Origin of the sequence: Endozoicomonas arenosclerae (genome assembly GCF_001562015.1) — a bacterium.
GTDB lineage: Bacteria > Pseudomonadota > Gammaproteobacteria > Pseudomonadales > Endozoicomonadaceae > Endozoicomonas_A > Endozoicomonas_A arenosclerae.
In genome coordinates this window covers 55,372-73,571 of the sequence record NZ_LASA01000086.1, presented here as the reverse complement: position 1 = coordinate 73,571, position 18,200 = coordinate 55,372, and the positions used below count along the sequence as shown (strand labels likewise).

At 49.6% G+C, this 18,200-nt stretch carries 10 protein-coding genes; 5 read left to right on the top strand and 5 right to left on the bottom strand.

Annotated features, from left to right (window positions below; translation table 11 throughout):
* Positions 1-73 precede the first annotated feature (73 nt).
* From rplL to nhaA, 4 genes are all read left to right on the top strand, one after another.
* Positions 74-451 (top strand): 50S ribosomal protein L7/L12, encoded by a 378-nt coding sequence (gene rplL / locus WG89_RS13190; protein ID WP_062266816.1) that lies wholly within the window; start codon positions 74-76, stop codon positions 449-451.
* A 415-nt stretch (positions 452-866) separates the two neighbouring features.
* The gene (rpoB, locus tag WG89_RS13185) at positions 867-4,943 is read left to right on the top strand and encodes a DNA-directed RNA polymerase subunit beta (RefSeq protein WP_062266813.1); all 4,077 of its coding nucleotides are present in this window, start codon (positions 867-869) and stop codon (positions 4,941-4,943) included.
* 64 nt (positions 4,944-5,007) lie between these two features.
* Positions 5,008-9,219, top strand: coding sequence for a DNA-directed RNA polymerase subunit beta' (gene rpoC, locus WG89_RS13180; protein WP_062266809.1), 4,212 nt, complete (start codon positions 5,008-5,010; stop codon positions 9,217-9,219).
* 427 nt (positions 9,220-9,646) lie between these two features.
* Complete coding sequence (nhaA, locus tag WG89_RS13175; protein WP_079253826.1) at positions 9,647-11,050, top strand: Na+/H+ antiporter NhaA; 1,404 nt, start codon at positions 9,647-9,649, stop codon at positions 11,048-11,050.
* Positions 11,051-11,206: 156 nt separating this feature from the next.
* On the opposite strand, the gene WG89_RS13170 is transcribed toward nhaA, so the two are convergent.
* Both WG89_RS13170 and WG89_RS13165 read right to left on the bottom strand, forming a co-directional pair.
* Positions 11,207-11,590: a DUF6896 domain-containing protein gene (locus tag WG89_RS13170; protein WP_062266807.1), complete on the bottom strand. Its 384-nt coding sequence runs from the start codon at positions 11,588-11,590 to the stop codon at positions 11,207-11,209.
* Positions 11,577-13,691 (bottom strand): ParB N-terminal domain-containing protein, encoded by a 2,115-nt coding sequence (locus tag WG89_RS13165; protein ID WP_062266805.1) that lies wholly within the window; start codon positions 13,689-13,691, stop codon positions 11,577-11,579. The genes WG89_RS13170 and WG89_RS13165 overlap by 14 nt, the downstream gene beginning before the upstream one ends.
* A 405-nt stretch (positions 13,692-14,096) precedes the next feature.
* Between WG89_RS13165 and WG89_RS13160 the strand changes: the two genes are divergently transcribed.
* On the top strand, positions 14,097-15,068 hold the full coding sequence (locus WG89_RS13160) for an IS5 family transposase (RefSeq protein ID WP_062266803.1): 972 nt from the start codon (positions 14,097-14,099) through the stop codon (positions 15,066-15,068).
* Between the two features lie 793 nt (positions 15,069-15,861).
* Here WG89_RS13160 and WG89_RS13155 read toward each other — a convergent pair.
* The 3 genes from WG89_RS13155 to WG89_RS13145 form a co-directional block, all read right to left on the bottom strand.
* Positions 15,862-17,583, bottom strand: coding sequence for a bifunctional protein-serine/threonine kinase/phosphatase (locus WG89_RS13155; protein ID WP_153301583.1), 1,722 nt, complete (start codon positions 17,581-17,583; stop codon positions 15,862-15,864).
* Between the two features lie 80 nt (positions 17,584-17,663).
* On the bottom strand, positions 17,664-17,936 hold the full coding sequence (locus WG89_RS13150) for a type II toxin-antitoxin system RelE/ParE family toxin (RefSeq protein WP_062266796.1): 273 nt from the start codon (positions 17,934-17,936) through the stop codon (positions 17,664-17,666).
* The gene (locus WG89_RS13145; protein WP_153301582.1) at positions 17,933-18,175 is read right to left on the bottom strand and encodes a CopG family ribbon-helix-helix protein; all 243 of its coding nucleotides are present in this window, start codon (positions 18,173-18,175) and stop codon (positions 17,933-17,935) included. The genes WG89_RS13150 and WG89_RS13145 overlap by 4 nt, the downstream gene beginning before the upstream one ends.
* Positions 18,176-18,200: the final 25 nt, after the last annotated feature.

Genomic DNA, 18,200 nt, shown 5'->3' with positions numbered 1-18,200 from the left:
CACAGGCTGGTTTTTCTCTCTTATTTAATGAATTCCGGGTTATATACCCAACAAAGATTTTTGGAGACATACAATGGCTCTGTCTAAAGAAGATATCCTGAATGCAATCGCTGAAATGTCCGTAATGGACGTTGTTGAGCTGGTTGAAGCTATGGAAGAGAAGTTCGGCGTTTCTGCTGCTGCTGCAGTTGCTGCTGCTCCTGCTGCTGCTGGCGACGCTGGCGCTGCTGCTGCTGAACAGACTGAATTCGACGTAATTCTGACTGCTGCTGGCGACAAGAAAGTAAACGTAATCAAGGTTGTTCGCGGCGCGACTGGCCTGGGTCTGAAAGAAGCTAAAGGCGTTGTAGACGGCGCTCCTGCTCCTCTGAAAGAAGGCGTGAGCAAGGACGAAGCTGAAGAGCTGAAGAAGCAGCTGGAAGAAGCTGGCGCTTCCGTAGAAATCAAGTAATTCTACGACAGCGTTGAAATATCCAGAGCCTATTGCATAATAGACTCAGGTGGCTGGTGCCTGTATGGCACCGGCCTTTTTCCGTTGTATGAGCTATATCGTTCCATGCTGGATGGCAGTGATCGATGGCTGCTCAATAAATTGATGGAGTCAAAACCGGTTAGGGCACACGCCGTATGTCCTGCAACCGCGTCGAAGTAAACCTCCTTCAATCTGAGAAAGTTGCAGTGTCATTGGCAGGTAGTGGATGAAAGTCTGACTTTTATTCTGGACGCTAAAGCTCATGCAACGGTAACGGTTGAAATCACCGTTTTTTAATTGGGTATCAAAAGGGGGCCACCCGCCCTCAATAAACCTAGATGGCCAGACCAGACGGTCTGAAGCCAGAACCAGGTGACCAAGCTGGGGAACGCTGATGGCATACTCGTATACAGAGAAAAAACGCATCCGCAAAGACTTCGGCAAATTGCCGCATGTCATGAATGTGCCCTATCTTCTGGCGATTCAGCTTGATTCTTATCACAAGCTGCTGCAGTCCGGAAAAGAGCCGGCCGCACGTGAGGACATTGGTCTTCATGCTGCATTCAAATCCGTATTTCCAATCGTAAGTTATTCTGGAAATGCGGCGCTGGAATACGTGAGCTATAGGCTCGGTACTCCTGCGTTTGATGTCAAGGAATGTCAACTTCGTGGTGTCACTTACGCAGTTCCTCTGCGTGTAAAAGTGCGCCTGATTATTTATGACAAAGACTCTGCCAACAAGGCAATCAAGGATATCAAGGAACAGGAAGTTTACATGGGCGAAATTCCGCTCATGACTGAGAACGGTACCTTTGTAATAAATGGTACTGAACGTGTAATTGTATCTCAGCTGCACCGTTCTCCTGGTGTGTTCTTTGACCACGACCGTGGTAAGACTCACTCTTCAGGCAAACTGCTGTACTCTGCCCGTGTAATTCCTTACCGTGGCTCATGGCTGGACTTCGAGTTTGATCCGAAGGACATGCTTTACGTACGTATCGACCGTCGTCGTAAGCTGCCTGCTACGATCCTTCTGCGTGCCCTGGGCATGAGCAATGAAGAGATCCTGAACTACTTCTTCGATACTGTAGACTTCAGCATTGGTGCTGAAACTGTCAGTACTGAGTTTGCCGCTGAGCGCCTGCGTGGTGAAGCTGCAAGCTTTGACATTAAAGACGGTGAAGGCAATGTTCTGGTTGAACAGGGTCGTCGTGTTACTGCACGTCACATCCGTCAGCTACAGAAAGCCAGTATTGAACAGCTGGACGCTCCGGTTGAGTATATTTACGGCAAGGTTCTGGGCAAGACAGTTGTTCATTCTGCAACCGGTGAAATCATTGTTGAATGCAACACTGAAATCACACCTGAAGTTTACGAAAAGCTGCTGGCAGCCGGTATCAAACAGGTTGAAACCCTGTACACTAATGAACTGGATTGCGGTTCATACATCTCTGATACCCTGCGCACAGACACTACAACAAACCGCCTGGAAGCACTGGTAGAAATCTACCGTATGATGCGTCCTGGTGAGCCACCTACACAAGAAGCAGCAGAAACCCTGTTCGGTAACCTGTTCTTCTCTCCAGAGCGCTATGACCTCTCTGCGGTAGGTCGTATGAAGTTCAACCGTCGTCTGGGTCGTGAAGCTGACACCGGTTCAGGTGTTCTGGACAATGCCGATATCGTTGACGTTCTGAAAACGCTGGTAGACATCCGTAACGGTACAGGTATCTGTGACGATATCGACCACCTCGGTAACCGTCGTGTTCGTTCCGTGGGTGAAATGGCTGAAAACCAGTTCCGTGTAGGTCTGGTTCGAGTTGAACGTGCCGTTAAGGAGCGTCTGAGCCTGGCAGAATCTGAAGGCCTGATGCCTCAGGATCTGATCAACGCCAAGCCAGTAGCTGCTGCTATCAAGGAATTCTTCGGTTCCAGCCAGCTGTCCCAGTTTATGGACCAGAACAACCCGCTGTCCGAGGTAACTCACAAGCGTCGTGTATCCGCGCTCGGCCCTGGTGGTTTGACCCGTGAGCGTGCAGGTTTTGAGGTTCGAGATGTACACCCAACCCACTACGGTCGTGTATGTCCTATCGAAACGCCTGAAGGTCCAAACATCGGTCTGATCAACTCCCTGGCGACCTATGCTCGTACCAACGACTACGGTTTCCTGGAATCCCCATACCGCAAGGTTGTTGACGGCAAGGTTACTGACGAGATCGACTACCTGTCCGCCATCGAAGAAGGTGAGTACGTTATCGCTCAGGCTTCTGCAAAGATGGACGACAGCAAAATCCTGACAGAAGAGCTGGTTAACGTTCGTCACCGTAACGAATTTACCCTGATGGGTCCTGAAAAAGTCCAGTACATGGACGTTTCTACCAAGCAGGTGGTTTCCGTTGCGGCGTCCTTGATTCCATTCCTCGAGCACGACGATGCTAACCGTGCCTTGATGGGATCGAACATGCAACGTCAGGCAGTTCCAACTCTGCGCGCCGACAAGCCTCTGGTAGGTACCGGCATGGAGCGCAACGTAGCGTCCGACTCCGGCGTATGTGTTGTTGCCCAGCGTGGTGGTGTCATCGATACTGTTGATGCGGCGAAGATCGTTGTTCGTGTCAACAATGATGAACTGCAGCCTGGTGAAGCCGGTGTAGACATCTATAACCTCACCAAGTACACCCGTTCTAACCAGAACACCTGTATTAACCAGCGCTCACTGGTTCGTGCCGGTGAAACCATCGCCCGCGGCGACATCATGGCTGACGGTCCATCCGTAGACATGGGTGAGCTGGCTCTGGGTCAGAACATGCGCGTAGCGTTCATGCCCTGGAACGGTTACAACTTCGAGGACTCCATCCTCATCTCCGAGCGTGTTGTACAGGAAGACCGCTTCACCACGATTCACATCCAGGAACTGACCTGTGTGGCTCGTGACACCAAGCTGGGACCAGAAGAAATTACTTCTGATATTCCAAACGTAGGTGAATCTGCACTGAACAAACTGGACGAAGCCGGTATTGTTTATGTGGGTGCTGAAGTAGGCGCTGGCGACATTCTGGTCGGTAAGGTAACACCTAAAGGTGAGACTCAGCTGACTCCGGAAGAAAAACTGCTGCGTGCGATCTTCGGTGAGAAGGCTTCTGACGTTAAAGATACTTCTCTGCGTGTACCTACCTCTGTAAAAGGTACCGTTATCGACGTACAGGTATTCACCCGTGATGGTGTTGAGAAAGACGTCCGTGCCCAGGCCATCGAAAAGGCGGCTCTGGACGAGTACCGTAAAGACTTGAACGAAGAGTTCCGTATTGTTGAAGAAGATACCTTCGACCGTCTGCGTGAAGCTCTGCGTGGTCAGCCTGTTGACCGTGGTCCTGGTCTGAGCAAGGGCAACACCATCACTGACGAGTTCCTGAATGGTCTGGAGCACGAGCAGTGGTTCCGTCTGTCCATGTCTGACGAAGCTCTGAATGAGCAGCTGGATCTGGCTAGAGAACAGCTGAAAGAGCGTCGTGCACAGCTCGACGAGCGCTTCGAAGACAAGAAGAAAAAGCTGCAGACTGGCGACGACATGGCGCCTGGCGTTCTGAAAATCGTCAAGGTTTACCTGGCTATCAAGCGTCGTATCCAGCCTGGTGACAAGATGGCGGGTCGTCACGGTAACAAGGGTGTTATCTCCATCATCATGCCTGTCGAAGACATGCCATACGATGAAGAAGGTAACCCGGTTGATATCGTACTTAACCCTCTGGGTGTACCGTCTCGAATGAACGTTGGTCAGGTTCTTGAAACTCACCTGGGTGCTGCGGCACGCGGTCTGGGTCACAAGATCAACCGGATGATCGAGTCCCAGAAGAAAGTCGCTGAAATTCGTGAGTTCCTGGATCAGGTCTATAACGGTGTTGGCGGCGGTCGTGTTGAGGAGCTGGACACGTTCTCTGATGAAGAAATCATGGATCTGGCCAAGAACCTGAGCGGCGGTGTCCCCATGGCCACCTCTGTATTTGACGGCGCCAAAGAGTCTGAAGTGAAGGAACTGCTGCGTCTGGCTGATATCAGCGACACAGGTCAGGTAAAACTGAGCGATGGTCGTACGGGTGATGCCTTTGACCGTCCGGTAACCGTTGGCTACATGTACATGCTGAAGCTCAACCACCTGGTTGATGACAAGATGCACGCACGTTCAACTGGTTCCTACTCTCTGGTTACCCAGCAGCCGCTGGGTGGTAAAGCCCAGTTCGGTGGTCAGCGTTTCGGTGAGATGGAGGTATGGGCACTGGAAGCATACGGTGCTGCCTACACCCTGCAGGAAATGCTGACTGTTAAGTCTGATGATGTCGCCGGCCGTACCAAGATGTACAAGAACATCGTCGATGGTGATCATCGAATGGAAGCCGGGATGCCCGAGTCCTTCAACGTATTGTTGAAAGAGATTCGTTCTCTGGGTATCGACATTGAGCTGGACACCGAATAACGAATACGTGAAATCGGGTGGTCGGGCATAGCCCGGCTACCGGATTGATCGAGGAGATGCGATCTTGAAAGACTTGCTGAATCTACTCAAGACCCAGGGTCAAACTGAAGAGTTTGACTCGATTCGTATCGGTCTGGCTTCCCCAGAGATGGTACGTTCCTGGTCTTACGGTGAAGTTAAAAAGCCGGAAACAATCAACTACCGTACGTTCAAGCCTGAGCGTGACGGCCTTTTCTGCGCCAAGATTTTTGGCCCGGTTAAGGATTACGAGTGCCTGTGCGGTAAGTACAAGCGTCTGAAGCACCGTGGTGTAATCTGTGAAAAGTGTGGCGTAGAAGTAGCACTGGCTAAAGTACGTCGTGACCGTATGGGTCACATCGAACTGGCCAGCCCTGTTGCCCACATCTGGTTCCTGAAATCCCTGCCGTCCCGTATCGGTCTGTTACTTGACATGACCCTGCGTGACATTGAGCGGGTACTGTACTTTGAGTCTTACGTAGTGATCGATCCGGGTATGACTACCCTGGAGAAGAATCAGCTGCTCAACGACGAGCAGTACTACGAAGCTCTGGAAGAGTTTGGTGACGACTTTGACGCCCGCATGGGTGCTGAAGCCATCAAGGCTCTGCTGGCAGACATTGAGCTGGGCGAAGAAGTTGAAATGCTGCGTGAAGAGATTCCGCAAACCAACTCTGAAACCAAGCTGAAGAAACTGAGCAAGCGTCTGAAGCTGCTGGAAGCTTTCCACAAGTCAGGTAACAATCCTGAGTGGATGATTCTGACCGTTCTGCCGGTTCTGCCACCCGATCTGCGTCCTCTGGTACCTCTGGATGGCGGTCGTTTTGCGACTTCCGACCTGAACGATCTGTACCGTCGCGTGATCAACCGTAACAACCGTCTGAAGCGTCTGCTCGACCTGAACGCTCCAGACATCATTGTCCGCAATGAAAAGCGTATGCTGCAGGAATCTGTAGACGCGCTGCTGGATAATGGTCGTCGCGGCCGTGCCATCACCGGTTCCAACAAGCGTCCTCTGAAATCCCTGGCCGACATGATCAAGGGTAAGCAGGGTCGTTTCCGTCAGAACCTGCTTGGTAAGCGTGTTGACTACTCTGGTCGTTCTGTAATCACCGTAGGTCCTACCCTGCGTCTGCATCAGTGCGGTCTGCCCAAGAAAATGGCTCTGGAACTGTTCAAGCCATTCATCTTCGGTAAGCTGGAAGCCAAAGGTCTGGCGACCACCATCAAAGCTGCCAAGAAGATGGTAGAACGTGAAACCCCTGAGGTTTGGGACGTTCTGGCTGACGTAATCCGTGAACACCCGGTTATGCTGAACCGTGCACCCACCCTGCACCGTCTTGGTATCCAGGCGTTCGAACCGGTTCTGATCGAAGGTAAAGCGATTCAACTGCACCCACTGGTGTGTGCGGCTTATAACGCTGACTTCGACGGTGACCAGATGGCGGTACACGTACCTCTGACTCTGGAAGCCCAGCTGGAAGCCCGTGCCCTGATGATGTCTACCAACAACATCCTGGCGCCTGCATCCGGTGAACCTATCATCGTACCTTCCCAGGACGTTGTACTGGGTCTGTACTACATCACCCGTGACCGTATTAACGCCAAGGGTGAAGGCATGGCCTTCGTTGACGTCAACGAAGCCCTGCGTGCGTACCGTACTGGCCATGCTGACCTGCATGCCCGCATCAAGGTACGTGTTGCTGAAAGATACAAAGACGACGACGGCGTAGAGCACAGCAATGCTTTCCTGGCTGATACCACCATTGGTCGTATCCTGCTGTGGGAAATTGTGCCTGAAGGCCTGCCTTTCGAACTGGTCAACCAGACCATGAAGAAGAAGGCGATCTCTCGTCTGCTGAATACCTGCTACCGCAACGTTGGTCTGAAAGAAACTGTTATCTTTGCTGACCAGATGCTGTACATGGGCTTCCACTACGCGACCATCTCCGGTTCTTCCATCGGTGTTAACGACTTCGTTATCCCGGGTGACAAGAGCCGTATCATCGATGATGCTAACGAAGAAGTTCGTGAAATTGAAAACCAGTTTGCTTCCGGTCTGGTAACCCAGGGTGAGAAGTACAACAAGGTGATCGATATCTGGTCTCGTGCCAACGAATTGCTGGCCAAGCGCATGATGGACAACCTGAAGTCCGACACCGTGATTAACCGTCAGGGTGAAGAGGAAGAACAGGAATCCTTCAACAGCGTTTACATGATGGCTGACTCCGGTGCTCGTGGTAGTGCCGCACAGATTCGTCAGCTTGCTGGTATGCGTGGTCTGATGGCCAAGCCAGATGGCTCCATCATCGAGACACCTATCACCGCGAACTTCCGTGAAGGTCTGAACGTACTGCAGTACTTCATCTCTACTCACGGTGCTCGTAAGGGTCTTGCGGATACCGCTCTGAAGACAGCTAACTCCGGTTACCTGACTCGTCGTCTGGTAGACGTGGCTCAGGATCTGGTTGTTACTGAAGACGACTGTGGCACAGTACGTGGTCTGCCAATGACTCCGCACATCGAAGGCGGTGAAGTTGTTGAGCCTCTGGGTGAGCGTATTCTGGGCCGTGTTGTTGCTGAAGACGTACTGAAGCCTGGTGCGGATAACGAGATTGCAGTACCAGCCGGTACCCTGATCGATGAAGCCTGGGTTAAGCGACTGGAGCTGATGAACGTTGATGAAGTCAATGTTCGTTCTCCAATCACTTGTGATACCCGCTACGGTATCTGCTCCAGCTGCTACGGTCGTGATCTCGGTCGCGGACACCTGGTTAACAAGGGTGAAGCTGTTGGCGTTATCGCTGCACAGTCCATCGGTGAGCCCGGCACACAGCTGACCATGCGTACCTTCCACATCGGTGGTGCTGCCTCCCGTGCTTCCGCACAGGACAACATCTCTGTGAAGAGTAAGGGTACAGCACGTCTGCTGAACCTGAAGCATGTTGAGCGTAAAGACGGCAATCTGGTTGCTGTAAGTCGTTCCGGCCAGCTGGCCATTGCTGATGAGTTTGGTCGTGAGCGTGAGCGTTACAAGCTGCCATACGGTGCTGTTCTGTCTGTTAAGGACAACACTGGCGTTGAACCTGGTCAGGTTGTAGCCAAGTGGGATCCACACACGCACCCAATCGTGACCGAACTGTCCGGTACCGTTAAGTTCCTGGGCATGGAAGAAGGCATTACCGTCAAGACTCAGACTGATGAGCTGACCGGTCTGTCCAACATCGAAGTGCTGGATCCGAAGGATCGTCCTTCTGCTGGTAAGGACATTCGTCCTGCTATCCAGCTGCTGGATGCCAACGGTAAAGAACTGAAGCTGCCTAACACCGACGTAACGGCGCAGTACTTCCTGCCTGCGAACGCTCTGGTTAACCTGGCGGACGGAACCACTGTAGAAATCGGTGACGTTGTTGCCCGTATTCCACAGCAGTCTGGCGGTAACAAGGACATCACCGGTGGTCTGCCACGAGTGGCCGACCTGTTTGAAGCCCGTAAGCCGAAAGAGCACTCTATCCTTGCGGAAATCACCGGTACTATCGGCTTCGGTAAAGAGACCAAAGGCAAGAAGCGTCTGGTTATCACTCCGAACGATGGCAGCGATCCGTATGAAGAGCTGATTCCGAAGTGGCGTCACCTGAACGTGTTCGAAGGTGAACAGGTTACCAAGGGTGAAGTAATCTCCGACGGTCCTACCAACCCGCACGACATTCTGCGTCTGCTGGGTGTCGGTGAGCTGGCCCGTTACATCGTTAACGAAATCCAGGACGTATACCGTCTGCAGGGCGTTAAGATTAACGACAAGCACATCGAAACCATCCTGCGTCAGATGCTGCGTAAGGTAGAAGTCAGCGACACCGGTGACTCTTCACTGATCCGTGGTGATCAGATGGAACTGACCTCAGTTCTGGAAGAGAACGAGAAGCTGGGTTCCCAGGACAAGATCCCTGCCAAGTACGAGCGTGTACTGCTGGGTATCACCAAAGCGTCTCTGGCTACCGAGTCCTTCATCTCTGCGGCTTCCTTCCAGGAAACCACAAGAGTACTGACCGAAGCGGCGGTGACCGGCAAGCGCGATTACCTGCGTGGTCTGAAAGAGAACGTAGTGGTGGGTCGTCTGATCCCGGCTGGTACAGGTCTCACTTACCACGAAGAGCGTCGTAAGGGTCGTGAAGAGCCAGAGTTCGAAGTACCGAGCAAGGTATCTGCTTCTGAAGTTGAAGCGGCTCTGTCTGAAGCTCTTAACTTCGGCGAAGTCTGATAGCTTAAGCTATCCGATGCTAGAGAAAGGCTGCCTTGTGCAGCCTTTCTTGTATCTGGAGATATCAAACTTGTACATTCCATTGGATTGCCCACGAGTATGGCTTCCCTGAAAAACACTCCATCAGTCTGACTGGGACAGTTGTGTAATTGCTTGATGGCAGGTTACTCCGAGAAGTGGATGCGAGTGCAATCCGTGCCTTACAACGGTTTCAGACAGTAGTGACTGAAACCGTAAATTATGGGATAAATGCATTGCACTGTTTGAGTGCGAAAGCGCTGTCATTTATGGGCTGGAAGGGGCTGAAATAGTGCAGCACAGGATAGAGTGCTGTGAGAAATGGCTGACGGATAAGAATTAGTGATTACATCTACTGGCGCATGATGTAGGCTACGATGTCATTGCTGGACACTCGCACGGAGTCGCTGTGGCTGAAAATAATTTTAAAAAGTTTATTGGTCGAAAAGGCAAAGTTTATAACGCTCGCTGGGAGGAGGCATTTGATCGCATCCTCACGCCTTTTGAAGAATTTATCCATCGTCAGACTACCAGCGGCATTTTGCTGATGATCTGCGCTGTAATCGCACTCGTGGTTGCAAACAGTAATCTTTACCCTGCCTACGAACATATTCTAAAGACTTACGCAGGCATCTCTTTCGGTGATGGCGGCCTGAAGATGTCTATCCATCATTGGGTTAATGATGGTCTGATGGCTTTTTTCTTTTTCCACGTAGGTCTCGAACTCAAGCGTGAATTTCTTGTAGGGGAATTGTCGGATCTCAAACATGCCGTTCTGCCTATCATGGCAGCCATTGGTGGCATGGTGGTACCCGCTCTTATCTACGCCAGCATCAACCCAACCGGCGTTGCTGCTGATGGTTGGGGTATTCCGATGGCAACGGATATTGCCTTTGCTGTCGGCACATGCGCACTTCTCGGTGGCCGTGTTCCTAACAGCCTGATTACCTTCCTGGTGGCTTTGGCGATTGTGGATGACCTTGGCGCCATTGCAATCATTGCTCTTTTCTATACCAATGAAATCAATCAGGTTGCCTTGATATGGGCTGCTGGCTTTACTGCATTGTTATCGGTTCTGAATGCTTCCGGTATTCGTAACCCACTGCCGTATTTGCTTGTGGGGGCTGGTCTCTGGTTCCAGTTATACGAAGCAGGTATTCATGCAACACTGGCGGGCGTTATTACTGCCTTTGCCGTACCAGCCAAACCTAAATACGATCCTGTAGCATTCAGTGACCAGATAAAAAATCTGATTCGACGATTTGATAGCAGTTATCGGCCCGGTGAGAATGTTTTGCGCAATGAAAAAATGCGTGCTTATGTTCGGGCTCTGGGAGATGGTTCCCGGTTGGCAGAAGCTCCACTGCAACGAATTGAAACAGGTCTGCACCTGCCTGTTACCTACATAGTGATCCCTATTTTTGCTCTGGCGAACGCAGGCATTCCCTTCAACGTTTTTTCTGGAGATACAGAAATCTTCAATAACATCACTCTGGGTGTCACCCTGGGTCTGGTGCTCGGAAAACTGATTGGTATTGCCGGAGCCACATGGGTGGGTTGGAAGCTGGGTTGGGGTGAGCTGCCTCATAATTGCAACTTCCTGCATATTGTCGGTGTTGCGTTCCTGGGCGGTATTGGTTTCACCATGTCGATCTTTATATCTGAACTGGCATTTGCTGGCAGTCCAAATGATCTGGTGCTGGCGAAAGCAGGGGTTCTGGTAGCCTCGCTGATAGCCGGTATAGCAGGCTTTATCTGTCTGGCTAAGGCCTCGCCCAAACCTGTGGAAGAGAGCACTGCTGAGCAGGCATAAAGACAATTTGTTCTTTTCTGTATATCTAAACCCGGAGCTTGCTTCGGGTTTATTCTTAAGGTTCTGGTTAAGGCTGCTCCAGCTCTGGAACTATCTTTCCCGTTACCCTATCGAGCAAAGCTAATCGCTTTTCATGATTCACAATGCAGTTAAGACTTATTTTAGTTTGAGTAATTTATATTCATGATCAATCTCTATGACTTTTCCTTCTTCTATAGCTGCGTAAATATCGTCTTCAATACAGTTTGAACACATTTTTTGAGATTCAAAATATTGCTTTATTCTTTGAATATCAAAAAAAATCGGATTTGAAGCACTTCTGTTAATATCTATCTCTTGATGATTTGATTGATTCACAAACAAGAGCCCTGCGCCATGTTTAATGAATGACCATTCATATCCACCATAATTTATATGACCTTTTTTGGGAAAGTCCAATAGGAATCTGTAATCCTGACAATCAGGAAACTGACGTCTAAATTCAGACATGAGTCCAGACTGAAGGCAAATAAATTTTCTTATCATATCAATGGTCTTCATAAAGTTTGGCCTCCGCTGCTTCCTTTAGCAGTCCATCTGCTTGTTCTTTGCTTACTTTATGAATTTTTATAGGTACTTCATCTAGTTTCTCTCGAATTGCAGCCTGCCAACGATGATGCCCATCCAGAATAATCTTTTGACCGCCATCAACTTCTGCAACATCGATAGGTATCTGGTTATACCCTTCTGCCTTCCTATATTTTTTTCTAATACTGTTCACTTTTGATTCTGACATCTCAGCAGGAGTTTGTCTTCCAATCAAATTTTTTGGATTAATATTAGAAGTCACACTCTTAATAGGCTTCCCGCCCGGCATAACCGCCGCAACCTTCAGCAACCCATTAAATTCATCCTTAAGGTTCTGGTCAAGGTTGCTCCAGCTTTGGCTGATGACCCTTCCAGTGGCTCTGTCTAGCAAATCAACCTGCTCAGCGACAAGTTTCCCCTGCACTTCTCTTGAAGTGATCATGATGGCTGACAGGGTTGGGTGGTGATCCGTCACAAACCCTACAATATCATCATGAACCTGCTCTATCCGATCCACAAATCGGGATACTGGATCTTCTCCACGCCCTATGGTGCCCAGCGCCTTGCGGAACTTAAAGTCTTCCCAACTGCTTCCAGCCTGGCTACAACCTCCAACCGGGCAATGATCCTGTAACGGCCGGATAGTGGTTGCCCCCTGAACGGTTACAGAGCTTCCGGGAAGTCGGTTTTGCATGATTTCACGGTGAGCCTGCACCAGATCATCAGGCAGGGGAGCCTGGGCAGGTCTCCATGGTTTATGAAGTTGGGGATGAAAAGTGCCGGTTTTATCCGGGGTGCAGACAGGCTGTATGCCCTGTTGTTGCAATGCCTGTTGCAAACGCTTGGCTATATCGGGGTAATGATGACACGCCAAGTCAAACGCTGTCAGCCCCTCAGGTGATTGAAAAGCGGGGTCTTCACCCTCTACCAGCAACGTCTCGACACTCTCCAGATTACCTAATCGACTGGCCAGATGCAGGCGACTGTAGCCGTCAGCATCAAGGGTGTTGGCAGGCACTGGAAAGCGTTTTGACAGGTTTTCCACCAGCCATTCTGTTCGCCAGTCAGCTTCTGTCTTTCGTTCCTCGCTGACATTCTCTGGTAGAACCGCTTGAAGCGTCCATACGGCCACCCGGTTGTTCATCAGGTTTTCTATGATGGGTTCTATCGCTTCCCAGCTGATAGAGGATGAAACGGGTTGAACAGCTGACAGTGTTCCGCAACGAATCACAGAGCCATTGTGGTCAATAGCGGTACTGCAGTCGGGCTGGATAGCCAAGGCATCAAAGAGTTCACTGGCCAGAATGTCGCTATTGTCCGGGAGAGTTTCATGGATGTAGCAGGGAGCATTCTGGTCAAAGAGAATGAGTCGATCTTTCTCGACGGTCAGAGCCAGAGCATGCTTTCCTGACGACAGCAGATAATGGGCTGGAGCTGGCTGGTTCCGAAGTGTTCTGAGCAGCTCCACAGTGCTGGCGCGAGTGGTGACCACAGGCCAAGCTTGGGTCATGGTGAGTCTTGGCAGAGCTTTATCGCTTTCAGTGACTTTAGCCGAACACCCCTGCTGACGTTGCTGCTCACGATAGAGCCACTGAACCCAGACTTTGGTTTCTACCCGCTCGGCGGATTCTGCATCGATTTCTGAAAAACGCTTCAGTGTTTCAGGGTTGTCTGGCGAGGCGTATGCCGTTCGATAGGCATCATAACGTTGCTGCGCTGCCTGAAGTTCTTCTTGAAGGCTGTTGTAATACTGACCCTGATAACGCCAGCCTTGTTTTGAATTCCGGCTGCAAGTCTCTAATCGCAGCTTGAGCCGCGAGCGAGAATCCGGCTGATCAAGAACCGCCTGAAGCCAGGCACAGGCCAAGCCCAGACAGAGGCCTTCGTTTGAATGGGTTAGGGAAAGAAAGTGGGTGTTTTCTTTAAAATAGTCAAAGGCTTGCTGTGCATTATCACCCGATCGATATAAGCACCCCCTATCGTTAGAATCATCAACACTCTCATCAGAAGCTTCGACAAAAAATGGGACAGTAAAAACAGAAATAGCAAACACTGAAAGCCAGCAGAATGACATGAATACTTGTTTACTAAGCCTAAATTTATTCACCGCCTACTCTCATGCCCTTGCTTTTTGATACTTAATCAACGCAATCAGATTAGTTTATAAAACACGATAAGCAAGCTGCTGCTGGCGATGTATTCGCTGGCGTCATAGAGTCATAACCTTTCTCCTAAAAGGTCTCTTTGAGCTTTTGAACGAACTGAAAAAGCGTTACTATCCCATCGTCTAATAAAACCATGAATTCGCTAAACCAAGCAAAATAGCCTTAAGTCCCGCTTAACAATCTGAAAAAACATGAGGAAGTGAACTGAAAGGAGCGCCCTCTGTGCTGTTCAGGCAAAATACCTGTGCTAAGGAACCTGCGAATAAGTCCCTGATCATGAGATAATAATCTCAGCAGCTTGATCAGAGGTAGTCATGGACCAACAACTCTCTTTTTCCGACAGTGAATTCAGCCAGAAGCGACGCAGAACTCGTAGGGAAATTTTTCTTGAAAGAATGGAGGTTCTGATTCCATGGAAACGCTTAGAGGCCGTAATCGAGCCCTATTACCCTAAGCGTGGCAACGGAAGACCTCCTTATCCTCTACCCTCTATGCTGCGAATTCACTGTCTCCAGCAATGGTATAACCTCAGTGATGAAGGTATGGAAGACGGATTGTATGAAATAGCTTCCATGAGATTGTTTGCCCGATTAACTCTGGACAAACCTATACCCGATCGCACAACGATCATGAACTTTCGCCATCTTTTGGAAAAACATCATCTGGGTCGAGCTATTTTTCAGGAGATCAATGGCTGGTTAACCGATGCGGGTATTATTCTCAAGGAAGGTACTTTGGTTGATGCCACTATTATTGAAGCGCCGACGTCTACCAAGAATAATGCCCGTCAAAGAGATCCGGATATGCATCAAACCAAGAAAGGCAACCAATGGCACTTTGGCATGAAAGCCCATATAGGTGTTGATGCAAGAACAGGTTTTACACACAGCTTGACGACCACTCCAGCTAACGAACATGACCTGAATCAGGCAGGACAGCTGCTGCACGGTGATGAGCAATTTATCTTTGCAGATGCTGGCTATCGCGGGGCCGAGAATCGGAAAGAATTGGAGTCCTGTGAAGCTGAGTGGTTCATAGCTGAAAAGCCCAGCATCGTGAAAGAGCTGAAGAAGCATCCCCGAAAAAATAAGGTGCCCATCAAACTGGAATTTACCAAGGCCAGTCTGAGAGCAGCAGTCGAACACCCCTTCAGAATCATTAAGTGTCAATTTGGATTTATAAAAGCCAGGTATCGAGGTTTGAAGAAGAATGACAATAAACTGTCTACTTTATTTGCCCTGGCGAATATTGTTCGACTGGATCAAATGATCCGAGCACAGGGTTAGTCCGCCCTGAAGCCACGAAAGTGGCTGAATATTATACAAATAAGGGGTTTTGACCTCTGATTTCAGTCCTATTTCGAACTCGATTCAAGAAGGGAGGCAAATTAGAGGTTATTCGCAGGTTCCCTAATTGATTTCCTGCTTTTGCTGCTTTCAGCATCCTATGCGTAAGCCATACATAAATAGCCGTCAATGATGCTAAAACGATGTTTGTTATTACTGAAATGTTATCCATGTATCTCCTTCAACTAACAGCTTACTTATACGACTCAGTTTCGCATAGCAAACTATCTGTGAGTAACAAAACTTTCAGCAGTCCTTATGACTCCCAGGTCTCTGCTGTCAAATACTTCAGATTGATCATTAGTTAGGCAGTAGCATTTCATAATTCGTATATTTGTCGCTCAACATTCGTCCGATTATTTTTTGAACATGTTCTGATTCAAAATCAAAAAGTTAGAACGATTAGTTAGAACATGCTTCTACGAGCCAATTTCCGTAGCTTTGTACAAAAAAACACAAATTAAGATATAACCAGACACGCTACCGCCCATAGACTTGGGCTGAAGTGAAGTTCCCACGAGCTGATGTCCCTGAGCTCATTAACATCCTGTTTTTGAAATGGATCAAACATTTCTATTGAGCGACATAGTACCTGTATCTCGCCGGAAAAGGTAGCTGTCAGTGTTCTGCTAAAAATTGACCAGAAGTACTGCTGGATCTGGCTTTGCGGCTGGTCATAGGTGCATGAATCACCTCATTGTATGCTTGGCTGGGTGTCATTTTAGTGACTGACTCAGATACCTGAATACTGGATCAGGTTGATAATCAAGAGTAACAGCGCTATCAACTGCCAGGTCAGGACAGGGTTTCTTTCAATCAATGGCTGAAAACTGCGACTCTGGAATGAACTGTTGGGTTGCTTCAGGTCCTGCAAAAATTCAGACAGGGCCGGGTAGCGTTTTGCCGGGTCTGCAGCCACTGCTTTTGCCAGTGCCGAGTCAATCCAAGATGGGATCGAGGAGTCAGACTGATTGGCAGGTCTGTACTTCATATGTTGATAATGCCGCACCCTGATGCTGCTGCCTGAATGTTCCGGGTAGGGCAATTCTCCTGTCAGCAACTCATAAGCCATCACGCCAATGGCAAACTGGTCTGCTCGCTCATCAATGTTGCCATCCAGGAAGTATTCGGGGGCTGTGTAATTTTTGGTGCCTTGAGGCAGTTCCGTTTGAGAACCCTGCTGACTTTCTCTATCCCCCGCCACTCTGGCAGAACCAAAATCAATCAGTTTCAGGCGACCTTCCTGGTCAAACATCAGGTTTTCCGGTTTCAGGTCCTGATGCAGAATCTGCAGCCGGTGTAATCCACGAATAGCGGTAATGATCTGTTGGACGATGCCCCTGACTTCGGTCAATGAAGGTTTAGGGTTGTCCTGCATCCAACTGCGCAGGGTTTGCCCGCGAATGTATTCACAGGTGTGGTACAGAAACTGTCTGCCTGGTTTTGGAGCAAACACTTTCATCACAGAAGGGTGCTGGACTCTTCTTCCTATCCACTCTTCCCGCATAAACCCTTCAAGATAATCAGGGTCATCCTCAAAATTGATGGAAGGTGTCTTGATGACTACATGATTCGGGGAGTCACCTTCTGACTGTGTATCTTCTGCAAGATACAACTGACTGCGCTTGCTGGCATGAAGCGCTTCAAGAATACGGTAGCCGTCCAGTATCTGGCCGGGGTAAAGGTCTGGTGGTAGCCTGAGTTCCGCTAGTCTTTGCAGGTTTTCTGCTTGATCGCCTGCGGGCACTTCGTCCACTCTGCATACGACACAGGTCAGATTGTCATTACTGCCCTGTTTCAGGGCTTTTTCAACCAGGCTTTGGGCTACTTCGTCCAGAGAGTCTGATTGGGAGAAACTCTCGATCAGATCATCCTGGGATAGAAAGTCGTGTATGCCATCGGTTGTCAGCAACAGGATGTCACCGGTATCCAGCGCTTCTGAGCGGTAATCCACTTCAACATCCGGGGACATTCCCAGAGCTTTACCCAGATAATATCGTCCACCCATGATGGCGGTGTGATCACGAGTCAGACATTCCAGTTCACCGTTTCTCAGTCGCCAGGCTCTGGAGTCACCGGTATGCACAAGATGTACGGTTGCCGACTTCAGAATCATGGCGGTAAAGGTGGTGCACCAGCTGCCCTGATCCCTTGGATCGGTATGACCCTGCTGGTAAAGCCAGCGGTTCAGGGCGCTGAGAATCTTGGCGGCAGAGTGTCGGGCTGTCCAGGAATCAGGGGTGCTGTAATAGTCGGAAGTAAAGCTGGAAATACTGGTATGACTGGCCCGGCGGGCTTCTGTGCAGGCGCTGACACCATCAGCCAGGGCCAGTACTGCACCTTTATGAGTCATTACGCTGGATTGAGCAGGTACTTCCGCTACCCAGGCGTCCTGGTTTTCTTCCTTGATACCGGCACTGCTGGCTCCGGCTGTGGTGATTCTTAACTGCTTCATAGTCTTTTTTTCTTTTTTACAGGCAGATAACACATGCTCAATAGCGGAGGTAGCCAAGTTTTCAGGAGGCGCTGACGTACTTATAGAAGGGGACGATTCTGACTATGGTGGTAGATACCGGTGATTCTGATGTCTTTTCCTGCCGTATAGAACACAACATATTGCGGGTTTTTAATGGTCAACTTATAAAGACCGCCCACGAGTTCCTTACCCATTTTTGGATTCAACACCAGGTGTTCTATAGCTTCAAAAATACGATCTATAACAGCATCAGGGTCTTGGTATTCTCTTAACCGCATTAGCTCATAATGTTTCTCAAGCTGAGCTTCTGCTTTCTTCGACCACTTGATCAATTCTTAGTCCTCTTGGCCTGAAAACGCTTTTTCACATCTTCGTGGCTGACCAGCTCCATCTCTCCTGAGTCAATTTTCTGCAAGGTGTCCAGAGAGTCCTGAACCTGCCATTCATGGGCATCCAGCATGGCATCAACAGCAGCGCGAATGAGATATGACGCATCACGGTCCTCAATAGCGGCAAGTTTGTCCAGCCTGTCCAGAGATTTTTCTTCAAAACGAACTGGCTTCATAATCATGGGCATAATGAATTCCTCTGATTAA

Excerpts from the sequence above, each read along its gene's own strand:
- rplL (WP_062266816.1), top strand. The coding sequence starts at position 74 with ATGGCTCTGTCTAAAGAAGATATCCTGAATGCAATCGCTGAAATGTCC.
- rpoB (WP_062266813.1), top strand. The coding sequence starts at position 867 with ATGGCATACTCGTATACAGAGAAAAAACGCATCCGCAAAGACTTCGGC.
- WG89_RS13170 (WP_062266807.1), bottom strand. The coding sequence starts at position 11,590 with ATGAAGACCATTGATATGATAAGAAAATTTATTTGCCTTCAGTCTGGA.
- WG89_RS13165 (WP_062266805.1), bottom strand. The coding sequence starts at position 13,691 with ATGTCATTCTGCTGGCTTTCAGTGTTTGCTATTTCTGTTTTTACTGTC.
- WG89_RS13160 (WP_062266803.1), top strand. The coding sequence starts at position 14,097 with ATGGACCAACAACTCTCTTTTTCCGACAGTGAATTCAGCCAGAAGCGA.
- WG89_RS13155 (WP_153301583.1), bottom strand. The coding sequence starts at position 17,583 with ATGAAGCAGTTAAGAATCACCACAGCCGGAGCCAGCAGTGCCGGTATC.
- WG89_RS13145 (WP_153301582.1), bottom strand. The coding sequence starts at position 18,175 with ATGATTATGAAGCCAGTTCGTTTTGAAGAAAAATCTCTGGACAGGCTG.